This is a genomic window from Exiguobacterium sp. s39 (genome assembly GCF_018618925.1).
Classification (GTDB): domain Bacteria; phylum Bacillota; class Bacilli; order Exiguobacteriales; family Exiguobacteriaceae; genus Exiguobacterium_A; species Exiguobacterium_A abrahamii.
Map to the genome: position 1 here is coordinate 1636475 of NZ_JACSNA010000001.1, position 13148 is coordinate 1649622.

At 46.3% G+C, this 13148-nt stretch carries 12 protein-coding genes; 4 read left to right on the forward strand and 8 right to left on the reverse strand.

The window, feature by feature from the left end:
- Positions 1–2: 2 nt before the first annotated feature.
- Positions 3–3164 carry a DNA polymerase III subunit alpha gene (gene dnaE, locus KNQ11_RS08605; protein WP_214771109.1) on the reverse strand — a complete coding sequence of 1054 codons (3162 nt, stop codon included), beginning with the start codon at positions 3162–3164 and terminating at the stop codon, positions 3–5.
- A gap of 146 nt (positions 3165–3310) precedes the next feature.
- On the opposite strand from dnaE, the gene KNQ11_RS08610 reads away from it, so the two are divergent.
- Positions 3311–3505 (forward strand): YtzJ family protein, encoded by a 195-nt coding sequence (locus KNQ11_RS08610; protein WP_023469043.1) that lies wholly within the window; start codon positions 3311–3313, stop codon positions 3503–3505.
- Positions 3506–3570: 65 nt separating this feature from the next.
- Here KNQ11_RS08610 and KNQ11_RS08615 read toward each other — a convergent pair whose 3' ends face one another.
- Positions 3571–4506, reverse strand: a complete 936-nt coding sequence (locus tag KNQ11_RS08615; protein ID WP_149427714.1) for a DHH family phosphoesterase — start codon at positions 4504–4506, stop codon at positions 3571–3573.
- A 63-nt stretch (positions 4507–4569) separates the two neighbouring features.
- On the opposite strand from KNQ11_RS08615, the gene KNQ11_RS08620 reads away from it, so the two are divergent.
- Complete coding sequence (locus KNQ11_RS08620) at positions 4570–4878, forward strand: YtpI family protein (RefSeq protein ID WP_023469045.1); 309 nt, start codon at positions 4570–4572, stop codon at positions 4876–4878.
- Between the two features lie 51 nt (positions 4879–4929).
- On the opposite strand, the gene KNQ11_RS08625 is transcribed toward KNQ11_RS08620, so the two are convergent.
- Entirely contained in the window at positions 4930–6240 is a 1311-nt protein-coding gene (locus KNQ11_RS08625) for a DRTGG domain-containing protein (protein ID WP_023469046.1), read from the reverse strand.
- 155 nt (positions 6241–6395) lie between these two features.
- On the opposite strand from KNQ11_RS08625, the gene KNQ11_RS08630 reads away from it, so the two are divergent.
- Complete coding sequence (locus KNQ11_RS08630; RefSeq protein WP_149427715.1) at positions 6396–7499, forward strand: M24 family metallopeptidase; 1104 nt, start codon at positions 6396–6398, stop codon at positions 7497–7499.
- A gap of 429 nt (positions 7500–7928) precedes the next feature.
- Here the strand turns inward: KNQ11_RS08630 and KNQ11_RS08635 are convergent, their stop codons facing one another.
- Positions 7929–8654, reverse strand: a complete 726-nt coding sequence (locus KNQ11_RS08635; protein WP_214771111.1) for an SDR family oxidoreductase — start codon at positions 8652–8654, stop codon at positions 7929–7931.
- 154 nt (positions 8655–8808) lie between these two features.
- Here KNQ11_RS08635 and KNQ11_RS08640 point away from each other — a divergent pair, with 154 nt between their 5' ends.
- Complete coding sequence (locus tag KNQ11_RS08640) at positions 8809–9246, forward strand: universal stress protein (RefSeq protein ID WP_029342342.1); 438 nt, start codon at positions 8809–8811, stop codon at positions 9244–9246.
- 109 nt (positions 9247–9355) lie between these two features.
- Here the strand turns inward: KNQ11_RS08640 and KNQ11_RS08645 are convergent, their stop codons facing one another.
- From KNQ11_RS08645 to tpx, 4 genes are all read right to left on the reverse strand, one after another.
- Positions 9356–9961 carry a 3D domain-containing protein gene (locus tag KNQ11_RS08645; protein WP_050678579.1) on the reverse strand — a complete coding sequence of 202 codons (606 nt, stop codon included), beginning with the start codon at positions 9959–9961 and terminating at the stop codon, positions 9356–9358.
- 304 nt (positions 9962–10265) lie between these two features.
- Positions 10266–11477 carry an acetate kinase gene (locus KNQ11_RS08650; RefSeq protein ID WP_023469051.1) on the reverse strand — a complete coding sequence of 404 codons (1212 nt, stop codon included), beginning with the start codon at positions 11475–11477 and terminating at the stop codon, positions 10266–10268.
- 120 nt (positions 11478–11597) lie between these two features.
- A complete protein-coding gene (locus KNQ11_RS08655) occupies positions 11598–12506 on the reverse strand; it encodes a class I SAM-dependent methyltransferase (RefSeq protein WP_023469052.1) in 909 nt (302 codons plus the stop codon).
- 100 nt (positions 12507–12606) lie between these two features.
- On the reverse strand, positions 12607–13098 hold the full coding sequence (gene tpx, locus KNQ11_RS08660) for a thiol peroxidase (protein WP_035396538.1): 492 nt from the start codon (positions 13096–13098) through the stop codon (positions 12607–12609).
- Positions 13099–13148 lie beyond the last annotated feature (50 nt).

Genomic DNA, 13148 nt, shown 5'->3' on the forward strand with positions numbered 1-13148 from the left:
TACTAGTTTGAGCGGGGGACATTTTTCAGGACGACACGATCCTCGCCAAACCGAATACGTAGCCGAGCTAGTAATTCCTCATCATGCTGAACTGCATAAAGCGGCGGTAATGATTTCGTCTCGCGTGAATCCGCGTAGCGAACGACGACTGGAATATCGCCTGGTGCCGCTTCAAGTAACTGCTCGAGTGCGGCCAGCTCATTTTTTGATGTTAACTTGACGAACAGCACATCTTGCCCAAGCGGACGGAGACGTTCCAAAATGAACTGGCGCTCCCCATCGCGATCTTGAACTTTTAGTTCAATCAGTAAGACGTTCCCTAAATAAAGCGATCGACGGAATCGTTCATATTGATTCGGGAAGACGACGACCTCCTCATTCGAATACCCGTCGACTGCCTGAATGACCGCCATCGTTTGACCACGTTTCGTCTTGAACTCTCGAATCTGATCAATATAACAGACTAAATAATGTGTTTCCGAACCGACTCCAAGGTCATGGAAATAAACAGATTCAACCGGAGCTTTCATCGCTGTCGTCAATGGCGAATACGTCAGCCAGAATCCAAGCGCTTCCCGTTCTAATCGTGCCCAGTCGGAATCGCTTCGTTTCGATGACTTCTGTGTCCGGCGTTTCCCGAGGGTTGCCAGTTCGTCCGGAAGTAATGTATTCGATGACTCAGTGAAATACTCGAGTACCTCTTGTTCGGCGAGTCCGCGATCGCCGTGCGTCGCTCGGTCTAGCGCACCACTGTAGAGTAACAATTCAATTTTCGCACGTTCCTTCTTGCCCCATCCGACGTGGGTCAATAGATCAGCAATCGTCGCTGTGTGCTTCGATGCTTCCTTTACACGCTCGAACTCTCGTTCTGAAATGCCTTTGATCACATGGATACCGAGTCGAATCCCTTTGCCTTCTAGTGAAGAACGGTAATCCGAAATCCAGACGTCCGGCGATAGGACAGGGAGACGTCGTTCACGCATCAATCGGACGAGGCGCTCCGGTTGTTCGACCGAGACGAGCAAGAAAATGTGCGGGAAATGCGCTTTGATATACCCGAGGGCATAACTAATCTTTGAATAGGCGACTGCATGGCTTCGGTTGAATCCATACCCAGCGAATCGCTCAATTTGTTCATAGAGTGATTGTGCGATCGCATCATCGAATCCATTCGACTTTGCTCCTTCGAGAAAACGAACCCGTTCCTGTTCGAGCGAATCCGTACTTTTCTTAGAAATCGCACGTCGTAATAAATCTGCTTGTGCCAGTGTAAATCCAGCCACTCGACGGGTGATTTCCATGACTTGCTCTTGATAGACGATGATGCCATACGTTGGTGCAAGTACGTCTTCTAATACGGGATGCAACATTTGATAAGGTTGACCAGCTTTTCGTTTCGCGTACAGATCAATGAATTTCATTGGTCCCGGACGATAGAGTGACATCGTTGCCACCAAATCCTCGAACCGATTCGGTTTGACTTCGCGCAACGTCTGTTTCATACCTGTCGACTCGAATTGGAAAATGTCATCCGTCTCGGCGCAGGCAAAGACTTGGAATGTCGCGCGGTCTTCTTCCGGTATTTGCGCGAGCGTAAAGGATGGCTGTTCCCGACGAATCAATTCTTCCATCCGACGCAAACGACTGAGATTTCGTAGTCCTAACAAGTCAATTTTCAACAATCCTTGACGTTCCAACGCCTGCATCAAGAACTGCGTCACATACCGTTCATTTGGTCCCGTTTCAACAGGTGTCGTCTCGACGAGCTGTTCAGATCCAATGACGACACCGGCCGCGTGAACCGAACGTTGTCGCGGAAGACCCTCGACCGCTTGCGCCAGTTGCAACAATTGCCGGCGCTTTTCGCTTCCAGAGAACCAACGATATGTCTGTTTATTTTGTTCGATCCCTTGTAACGTCGTTGATTTTCCAAGCTGTTTAACTGCAGCATCTAACTCATCCTTCGAAAATGCTAGCGTCCGTCCGACGTCTCGCAAAGCGGCTTTGGCACCGAGCGTCGATAATGTACCAATTTGAGCGACGTGGTCTTTTCCGTAACGCGTTACGAGATCCTCTAATACTTCTTCGCGTCGTTCATCTTCGATATCGATATCGATATCCGGCATGGAAATCCGCTCGGGGTTCAAGAATCGTTCGAATAGTAATCCATATTTCAATGGATCCACCGTCGTGATCCCAAGCGCGTAGCTGACAAGTGATCCAGCTGCTGAGCCCCGACCGGGTCCAACGAAGATGCCTTTCGCTTTTGCGCTACGTACGAGTTCTTCAACAATTAAGAAGTAATCGGCAAATCCTGTCTTATGGATGACTGATAGTTCATAAGCGAGGCGTTCCCGTGCTTCTTTACTTTCATAACCATGTGCGAGTAAACCTTCCTCAGCACGTTTCCGTAACAACGCATTCGAGTCTTCCGCGACACGTGGCAGTGGACGTTGTTGAAACGGTAATTCTAAGCGTTCAGAAGTCGCAGCAAACTGCTCTATCATAGTAATTTCTCGCTCGGTAAAGTCTTCGAGTAATTCTTCTCGGGTCTTTAAATGCATCAGACGATCTGTCTTTTGGTCTTGGAACGTCGTCGCCTCACCAATCGCACGTATTGCTTGATACGCTGGCGCTTCATCTCGACGAATGTAACGAACAGGATCGACTGGGATGGTCTCAACACCAAGCGCTGCTGCTACTTCGCGGTAACGCGCACGACTCTCTCGTTCGACCGTTGAGCGACTAGAGGTCACGCCCATATATGTACGCGCTCCTTGAACGTGTCCCATCCATTGAACGAAGGAACGACGTAGACGCGTCGCATCTTCAGAGGCTTGACGCAGTGGCACAAGCACCGCGATCAGTGATGAAACTTCAGTCTCCCCTTGTTGACTGGCTAGTCGATACAGTTGACGCAGTCCATCAGAAGAAAAAGCAAACCATAAGATACAAAATTCTTCTTCTTCGATTCGCTGCTCCCATCCGACGATCGGTTGCATATTTCGACGCTGACATGCATCGATGAATGCGGGAACTCCTGTCAATGTCGTTTCACAGATGACCGCTCGTCCGATGTGTCGACGGACTAGTTCATCGAGATAGGGCTCGATTCGAACTAAACTCTGCAATGGACTAAACTGCGTTCGAACATTTATATGCATCTTCCATTCTCCTTTCTCTTCTGATGGATGTTTTTAAAAGTTTTCAGAACATTCATATCTAACTGACTCAAGTACTCGCCATCTGATTTATTATTCGATACAATAAGTATAGAAATATCATGACGGGTACGGAAGGAGCGTTTCTCATGATTTTGAATCGCAGTCAAATCGCACGTGAAAAAGTCGAACAATTAAAGCTCGGTGTTACCGCTTTTACTGAAACGGAAGAAATCGCTGAGAAGATTCGCAAATCTGTCGCTGAACTTCAACTGAATGTCATTGAAGATCACACAGATCGTGGCGTTTGGTTCATTCCGCAAGACGAAACAAAAACGCAATAAGCGTAAAAAGGCTGTTCGCTTCGCTTCCTCAATGAGAGGAGTGAGACCGAGCAGCCTTTTTCCATTTAAAACTGGAAGTTAGCAGCGACCTCGTCCAGACGACGGATGACACGTTCGACCTCACTCAACTGTCCAATCGTTGCACCAGACGCCATCGGATGTCCACCACCATTGAATTCTTTTGCTACTTCATTGATGACGGGACCCTTCGAACGAATCCGGACGCGAACCTCCGTGTCCGTTTCAAGGAACAATGCCCAACACTTCATGCCTTTTAAACCGGCAAAACTATTGACGAGCAACGATGCTTGCTCAACCGTCGCCCCAAACTGCTTCAACGTATCTTGTGTCAATACGACATAACCGACACCTTGATCCGTCAATTGAATATGTTGAAGGACATATCCTTGTAAATGAAGCGCTGCAAGTTCTGTTTCGTACATATTGCGATACAACCAGTCCGTATCGATTCCTGCATCAATCAATTGCGCTGCGACTTCAAATGTTCGTTTCGTCGTACCACGGAATTGGAAACGTCCTGTGTCACCGACGATCCCAGCGTAGAATTGAATGGCAGCTGATGTTGGAATCTCGTATCCCCATTCGTTCAATAAATGAACGAGCAATTCCGATGTCGAACTCATCGTCGTATCGACGAGTTGCACTGGTGCGTATGGATCTTCATCCGGATGATGGTCGATTTTAATGACGTCTTTTCCTGTCATCGCAACCTTCCCGTCAATCCGCGCTTGATTCGCTGTATCCAGAATCACGACTAACGCCTCTTTGTATAATTCATCGTCTACTTGATCGAGCTCTCCCATGAATGACAATGATGTCGCCATCTCACCTGCTGACAAAACTGTTTTTTCAGGGAACTGATTTTGTAGAGTCAATTGTAAGCCGAACTGACTACCGAGTGCATCGGGATCTGGTCGTTCATGACGATGAATGATGATCGTATCTGCCGCTTCAATCATTTGTTTGATTTGCTCTTTCACTGTGCACAGCTCCTCTAATCTTGATATGATATGAGATGAAGACAAAAAGGAGGTCCTTTTAACATGCAATTCATCCTCATCGCCCTCATCGTTTTCTCGCTTGGTGGGTATTTGTTAGCAAAACGCCGCGCGTTCCATACGAAAAGCACGAACCGAAAATACTTGTTCAATACGCAAGCGAGCATTTGGTTGAGCTTGTTCGTCATCCTATTCGCCGTCAACCAGTTCGTTTCCGGAAACGGATTAACGACACTCGTCGGGAAAATCGTTTGTTCCATTTTAATCATCGTCGGTGTTGCTTCATTCATCGCCGGATTCATCCGTTACAAAAAGATTTATCCGTATGTCGTCCGCGAGATGGAGCAATCCTGAGCTAGATTCAGAGGAACCGAAGTCCATTGACTTCGGTTCTTTTTGATTCATTTAACGATCGATGAGTTGGGATGTCACGAGTGCCTTCGCAACGATTTGTGTGCCTTGATACATCTCGACATCGACTTTCCCGAATTTTCGACCGACGTCAAAGACATTCGCCCGGATCGTTACCGTGCTCTCGATTTGAACAGGTTTAATGAAATAGATGCTGACGTTCTCGATGACAAGGTCACCTTTTTTCATATGGCGCAACATTCGCGTCGCTCCTTCGACTAGAAGCGTCGTCAACACCCCACTCGAAGCAGTCCCCATGAAGTTCGTCATTTGCGGCGAGACCTCAAGCGATAAGTACGGTCCCCGTTCGTCCTCTGCCGCCTTGATCTGTCCTGTAATTAGATCGTCGAACGTCTCTCCGACTTGTGGCTGACGATTCGCGAGTTGCAGTGCCTTGAGGACGTCTTGACGGCTAATGATCCCGAGCAATCGACCGTACTGGTCGATGACCGGTAACATCTCGATTCCTTCCCAGACCATCTGATGCGCAGAATTCGTGACACTCGTTCGAATACCCACCGTGATCGGATGACGGGTCATGACTTTTTCAACAGCCCAATCATGCGGACGGTCAATGATGTCCTTCGCTGTCACGACACCGACGACCTTCATTTGTTCATCGATGACGGGATAACGGTTGTGTTTCGTCTGCTCATTCAACTCGTGCCAGCGTGAAATCGGATCCGTCGTCTGTAAATAGAACGTATCATGCAACGGAATTAAAATATCCGAAACGAGTAAAATCTCCTTTTTGATCAATCGATCATAAATCGCACGGTTGATCATCGTCGCAACCGTGAACGTATCGTAGGACGTCGAAATGATCGGCAACTCCATCTCATCCGCTAATCGTTTTGCATCCTCCGTCGTATCAAAGCCACCGGTAATCAATACAGCAGCTCCTGCTTCAAGCACGAGTTCATGTGCTTTTTCGCGGTTTCCGATGATGACGAGACTATCGACATCGATATAGCGCATCATGGCTTCGAGCTTCATTGCGCCAATGACGAATTTCGTCAGCGTCTTGTGTAATCCATTTCGACCACCGAGCACCTGACCGTCAACGATGTTCACGACTTCCGCGAATGTCAGCTTCTCGATATTTTCTTTTTGTTTCTTTTTAATCCGAATCGTTCCGACTCGCTCAATCGTCGAGACGAACCCTAAATTTTCTGCTTCCTTGATGGCGCGATAAGCCGTCCCCTCGGATACGGTCAAATCCTTCGCGATTTGTCGGACGGAAATCTTTGTTCCGACATCAAGATCTTCGATATGTCGAATGATCTGTTCGTGTTTCGTAGGCATACTGTATCCCTTCTTTTCCTTTTTTCTACTCTCCTGTCATTATACTGTACTACTCTAAAGATGAAAACGTGTACTAGTCTGATTTACGATAAATGTTTTTCGAACCGGACGATGATATACTTATGTAGAAAATGAGTAGAGAGGTGGAATCATATATGAGCGAACGTACGAACCAAATCAGTGAATTCCTGAAAGAACAAGGAATCGACTTAGCCGTCGTCACTTCGAAGGCAAATGTCTTTTATTTCTCAGGAGTCTACGCTGAACCCCACGAACGTGTCATGGCGGTCCTCGTCGATGTAACCGGCAAACATGTATTATTCTGTCCGGCACTCGAAGCAAGTATCGTTGCAGCGAGTCCTTGGGAAGGAGACGTCGTGACGTATGAGGATCACGAAAACCCGTTTGATCGATTAGCAGAATTATTCGCGACATTCGAACACTCGAATAACCGAATCGGTATCGAAGGGGAACACATGACGTTCAGTCGCTATCAGGAACTAAGCTCACGTCTCGAGAACGCAGCCATTCTTGATATCGGTGAGTCTTTACAAGCGCTTCGTCTGAAGAAAACACCGGAAGAAATCGCTATTCTTCAAGAAGCCGCAGCACTTGCGGACGAAGCAATCGAAATCGGTAAACAAGCGATTCGCCCGGGGATCACGGAAATCGAAGTCATTGCGGAAATCGAATATGAAATGAAGAAAAAAGGTGTCCGCGAGATGTCATTTGATACGCTTGTTTTATTTGGTGCAAACAGTGCTGATCCGCACGGTGTACCCGGCGACCGTGTCATCCAAGAAGGCGACTTCGTCTTATTCGACCTCGGCGTCGTTTGGAAAGGCTACTGTTCCGATATTACACGGACCTTCATTTATGGCGAAGCGAACGAAGAACAGAAAAAGATCTATGAAACGGTTCGCCAAGCACTTGAAGCCGCGACAGAAGCGAGTCAGATCGGCACGACACTCGGTTCATTAGATAAGGCAGCCCGTGACGTTATTACAAACGCTGGCTACGGACAGTACTTCACGCACCGTGTCGGGCACGGACTCGGAATCGAGGTTCATGAATTCCCGTCTCTCGCGTCAAACAATCTACTGACGGCTGAAGCTGGTATCGTCTACACACTCGAACCAGGCATTTATGTTCCAGGTGTCGGTGGCGTCCGTATCGAGGATGATATTCATCTCACTGCGGAAGGTCCAGTTGCGTTAACTCGCACACCAAAACATCTTCAATCCATTCCGTCATCTTAACTCAAGACAAACACCTAATCCATCTCTTGGATTAGGTGTTTCTGATTATAGACAAAATGGCTGACTAAAAAAATGTCTCGTCTTTTCACGCCCTTTCCTCAAGCGAGACACAAGCCAGTTTTCCCGCTTCATTCAAGCAGGAAAACGGGTCTTGTTTGTCTCTGACAGCGCAAAATTGCGCTTTTTCCTGTAGGAGTGGCGTGTGACGCGTCATTCTTTTTATACCGAAGGATTTGAGGAGCGTTTTGTTCACTCGACATCGCTTCCTCGGGAAAAACAAGCAAGAGCGACCCTGCAGCGGAGCGATGCTTGTCCCAGGAAAACGATTCGAGACGAACAAAAAAAGCGCAATCCTTCTCGTTAGAGAAAAATTGCACCTTATCTTCAGTCTCAAACATCTAATCCATTGCTTGGATTAGATGTTTTTGCTTATTTACGGGATTGATGGACGACATTGACGCCACCTGTCACATCGAGGATTGCTCCCGTAATCATACTTGATTCTTCTGCCAACAAGAAGGAGATCGCGCGAGCGATATCTTCTCCGACACCCGTTCTTCCGACCGGCGTCGCCTCATCTTGCTCCGCTTCAGAAATTTGCTTCGTCTTATTGTCACCGACGATGTTTCCCGGGTTGACCATGTTGACCGTGATGCCGTGTTCCGCTTCTTCAAGCGCTACACTCTTCGTCAAACTCACCATCCCGCTTTTAGCAGCAGCGAACGCCGCCCGGCATACCCATCCCGGCGCTGTTGCACTCTCCGGGAAACCGTACGTAATGATTCGACCATAGGCTTGCTTACGCATGACGGGTAATACTTGACGTAACAGCCAAAAACTAGCTGTCAGATTTCCGGTGATCACTTCATTCCATTCCTGATCAGTATAATCCACTAATGCTTTTCGTTCGAATATATAAGGTCCTGCATTAAGTATCAACGCATCAATCCGACCATGCTCGTTGATTGCTTGTTGGGTTGCGCGTTCCAATTCTTCTTGATTCGTCACATCCGCTTGAATCGTCATGAGATTCGGATGTGTAAATTCGGGTTCGGAACGATGAAACGCCGTCACTTTCCAACCTTCTTCCAGTAACTGGCGCGTCACTCGTTCTCCCAGTCCTTTTGTACCTGCTGTAATTAACGCGTGCCTCATCTTGGCATCGCCCCCTTTCACTGACTCCATCTTACGACGGAACGGAAAGGAAGGACAATTTTTAGAACTCACTGAATGTTTCATCCGCTCCTAGTAAGAGAATGGTATAATTAGGGTGTACTCATCATATCGATTACGAAGGGATGGATTCATCATGGCAATCGTCTATCATAATGTACTCGTAGCAGTAGATGGCTCAAAAGAGGCAGAACGTGCCTTCGAGACGGCAATCGATGTTTCATTGCGAAATGATGCAAAATTGATCATCGCACACGTCATTGATACACGGACATTCGCAACAGTTGAAGCCTATGACCGCACCATCACGGAACGTGCCGAATCTTACGCGAAGGAATTGCTAGACGAATACGTCAAGACCGCTCAAGATCGCGGTGTACAGGAAGTCGAAGTAGCGATTGAATACGGCTCACCGAAAGTAACGATCGCTAAAAAGCTTGCCCCTAATCACGATGCCGATTTAATCATCTGTGGCGCAACTGGTTTAAACGCTGTCGAGCGTTTCTTCATCGGTAGTGTCTCTGAAAGCATTACGCGTTACGCAAAATGTGACGTCTTGATTGTCCGTTTATGAATCACTCTTCTACAAAAAGCCTTTCTTCCTTCATTTCAAAGGAAGCAAGGCTTTTTTGACGAGCTACTTAATCAAAAAAACCATCGAACCAATGTCCGATGGTTTAAAATCATTTGTATTTTACTGTAACCGTACGACGACCCCAGTTGAATGCTTCTGAACGAGAGTAGTAAAGGATATCCATCTTCTTCCCTTTGATGGCACCGCCAGTATCAGCAGCTGTATACGTCCCTTTTAATTTCCCTTTGTAATACACTTTCACTGTCGAACGAAGTGGAATGACACGTGGATCAACCGCTACGACTTTCTTTTTCGAGCTTTTGATGTTCCAACCGATTGCTGTCAGATTACCACTACCTGGATCATACGGTGTGTAAGCTGTTGCGCTCACGTTCGTGATTGTTTTCCAACCACCTGTCGATTGTTTTTTCGAACTGCTTGACGTTACGACTTTCGAGTAGCTTGCGCTAAGGTAAGCTGTTTTACCTTTGTAACTTACTTTATACCAGTTACCTGTTTTTGCTTTGTACGATAACGTTTGGTTCTTATATAGAAGACCGAGCTTTTTCGAAGAAGTAGTAGCTTTCTGACGAATGACTAGGCTATCGACTGTTGACTTGACGCTTTTCTTAGTTGCAGCCTCTGCTTGAAGACCTGCAAACGAACTGAGTGCTAACACGACCGTTAAAACACTTGCGAGCATCCGTTTCATCATGTATTTTCTCCTCCATCATTGTTTCGTGTTTGTTAACTGAGATTAATATACATGACAAAACGAGGGAGTGCCGTTACATATAGACCACAAAAATATGTCTGTACTATTACTTTTATGTTACAAACGACTCATTTTTTTAAGAAATCGACCTTTTTTGGGTTTATTTTTACAAAGATGACGATTCATTTTTCGTTATATGACAAACATCGTAACAATAGATCGTACGTTCGTATATTTCCTTTCATAGATTTCATTAAAAAAAGGACTGAATCGTTGGAATAACGACTCAGTCCTTTTGAAACGATTATGCGTTTTGAGCAACTAATCCACCAACACGAACCGTGTCGCGTGCAATCATCAATTCCTCATTCGTTGGAATGATGATGACTTTAACTGGTGAGTGTGGGTAGTTAATGAAGAGTTCTTCTCCACGAGCTCCGTTGTTGAGTGATGGATCCCAGTAAACGCCCATGAATTCAAGACCACGTAAGACACGCTCACGGATTGAATCTGAGTTTTCTCCGACGCCGGCTGTGAAGATGATCGCATCGACACCGTTCATCTCAGCAGCGTATTGCCCGATGTAACCGTGGATACGGTTCGCAAAGATACGGAGTGCCATCTCTGAACGATGGTTCCCTTCTTTAGCAGCTGTCTGGACATCACGCAAGTCACTTGAAAGACCTGAAAGACCGTAGATTCCAGACTCTTTGTTCATGACGTTCAAGACGTCTTCTGCTGTTTTCCCTGTTTTCTCCATCAAGAATGGAATCAACGCTGGGTCAAGTGAACCAGAACGTGTTCCCATCGTGATCCCTTCAAGCGGTGTGAAGCCCATTGTCGTATCGATTGATTCGCCACCTGAAACTGCTGCGATTGATGCTCCGCTACCTAGGTGACATGAGATCAAACGGAGGTCTTTTAACGGACGACCGAGTAATTCAGATGCACGTTCCGTAACGTATTTGTGGCTCGTACCGTGGAAACCATATTTACGGATACCGTATTCTGTATAGTAATCATACGGCAAGCTGTAAAGGAAGTTTTCTTCTGGCATCGTTTGGTGGAACGCTGTATCGAAGACTGCCACTTGTGGTACTTCCGGAAGTAATGCTTGGAATGCCCGGATTCCGATCAAGTTTGGTGGAATGTGAAGTGGTCCGAGCTCTGTGTAAGACTCGATATCGTGCATGACTTCATCTGTAATCAATACAGAGTCTGCATATTTTTCTTTACCATGAAGCACACGGTGTCCAACACCTTTAATCTCATCGTAAGACGAGATGATTCCGAACTCCATTAATTTTTCGAGTGACAACTCGACTGCTTCTTTATGTGTTGCAAGCGGGAGGACATCTGTATACTTTTGTCCTTCACCATATTTAATCGTAAAGATTGCATCGTCTTTACCGACGCGTTCAACGAGTCCGACTGCGATCATCGTTTCGTTCGGCATTTCGAGCAATTGGAACTTCAAAGACGAACTACCTGCGTTTACCGCCATAATTTTTGCCATGATTTTTCCCCTTTTCCATTTGAATCCAATGAACATTCACATCTGTTTAGGTTTTCTTCTATTTCTGTTCTACAACTAGAATAGTCAAATTAACGACAGATTTCAATCACTTTGCGTAATTCATTTTAATTCTGTGTTAATCCATTCATCAATCTGTTTCACCATACCACCAAACGCGCGGGCATCTGTGAACGATGGCAACTCAGCAAGCAATGCTTGTTTTGGCATCTTCATACCGGCTAAATGATTACGGACGATCAAATAACTTTTTGCTGCCTGTTCTTGTTTGAACATCGTGAGCGGCAACTGCAAAATACCGATGACATGCGCTTTGGATTCGAAGTACTGTTTCAACTTCCCTTCCGTATCATGCTGGAAAAGACCGTTCGGGATGACGAAGACACCGAATCCACCTGGTTTGACGTATTGCATCGCTTGTTCAATCAACAAGAAATGACTGTAGCTCATGCCTTCGTCTCGTTTCAAGATGTAAGAAGCGGCAGCCTCTTCATCCGGATAATAACCGACAGGAAGATCAGCCATCGCAAGATCAACTGGATCTAACAATAATGGTCGTAACGCATCTTGATGGGTATACGTGACTGGATAGTCGAGTAATTCCGTTACCGCTGCCGATAAACGAATCAATGTCTCATCCACCTCGACCGCCTCAGCAGATGTACCTGTCGAAAGTTGACTTAAGACAGCATGTAACATGCCACCTGTCCCACTCCCCAACTCAAGTAGTCGGATGTCCTCCTTACCTACCAATTTCCCGATTAGATAACCAGCAAACAAAGCGACGCTATCTGGCGTCGGCAAATGGTTCGGTTGCGCTTGTTTCATCCCTTCTAGAATAGCAAGCGATACTGCCTTCCGAATGACTTCTTTGTCTACATTTTCAGTATGACGATCGTTCAATCGATCAATCACCGTCGTCAACGCTTCTAAATAGGGCATATCAAGATCACGTTCGATTTGTTTTGTTTGACGTGTTAATTCCTTATATAACTTTTCTAACGGCTCCATGTACGTCATCCTCTCCAAAACGAAACGGCCCCCCGTAGAGCGGGAGCCGTTTCTATCATTAGTTCTATTGTAACGCTTCAGCGGCGTTTGTAAACCATTCTTACTTCGCTTCACGTGCTGCAGCGAGTGCTGCTTCGAAATTGACTTCGTCTGTTGATTCTTCAAGATATTCAACGTACGTAATCTCGTTGTTTGAATCAAGAACGAAAACAGAACGGGCAAGCAGGCGTAATTCTTCGATGGCTACGCCATACTGTGTACCGAATGAAAGATCACGGTGATCAGACAACGTCACGACTTGATCGAGACCGCTTGATGCGCACCAGCGACGTTGTGCGAATGGAAGGTCGTTTGAAACCGTCATGACCGTCACACCTTCGATTGTTGCTGCTTCTTCATTGAATTTACGTGTTTGCGCATCACAAACGCCTGTATCGATCGATGGGACGACGCTGATGATCCGGACACCTTGATATGTATCACGTGTTACCGGTGATAAGTCGTTAGCTAACACTTGAAAGTCAGGTGCTGTTTGTCCGACTTGAACCGCTGTACCTTGAAGTGTGATTGGATTTCCTTTAAACGTTGCCATTATGAATTCCCCTTTTCCCCTGATTGGATATACTATATTTTCTATTTAAC

Bases quoted from the DNA above. Each gene is read 5' to 3' on its own strand.
- KNQ11_RS08655 (WP_023469052.1), bottom strand. From the start codon at position 12,506: ATGGAGCCGTTAGAAAAGTTATATAAGGAATTAACACGTCAAACAAAA.
- KNQ11_RS08635 (WP_214771111.1), bottom strand. From the start codon at position 8,654: ATGAGGCACGCGTTAATTACAGCAGGTACAAAAGGACTGGGAGAACGA.
- KNQ11_RS08630 (WP_149427715.1), top strand. From the start codon at position 6,396: ATGAGCGAACGTACGAACCAAATCAGTGAATTCCTGAAAGAACAAGGA.
- KNQ11_RS08640 (WP_029342342.1), top strand. From the start codon at position 8,809: ATGGCAATCGTCTATCATAATGTACTCGTAGCAGTAGATGGCTCAAAA.
- dnaE (WP_214771109.1), bottom strand. From the start codon at position 3,164: ATGCATATAAATGTTCGAACGCAGTTTAGTCCATTGCAGAGTTTAGTT.
- KNQ11_RS08650 (WP_023469051.1), bottom strand. From the start codon at position 11,477: ATGGCAAAAATTATGGCGGTAAACGCAGGTAGTTCGTCTTTGAAGTTC.
- KNQ11_RS08645 (WP_050678579.1), bottom strand. From the start codon at position 9,961: ATGATGAAACGGATGCTCGCAAGTGTTTTAACGGTCGTGTTAGCACTC.
- KNQ11_RS08620 (WP_023469045.1), top strand. From the start codon at position 4,570: ATGCAATTCATCCTCATCGCCCTCATCGTTTTCTCGCTTGGTGGGTAT.
- KNQ11_RS08610 (WP_023469043.1), top strand. From the start codon at position 3,311: ATGATTTTGAATCGCAGTCAAATCGCACGTGAAAAAGTCGAACAATTA.
- tpx (WP_035396538.1), bottom strand. From the start codon at position 13,098: ATGGCAACGTTTAAAGGAAATCCAATCACACTTCAAGGTACAGCGGTT.
- KNQ11_RS08625 (WP_023469046.1), bottom strand. From the start codon at position 6,240: ATGCCTACGAAACACGAACAGATCATTCGACATATCGAAGATCTTGAT.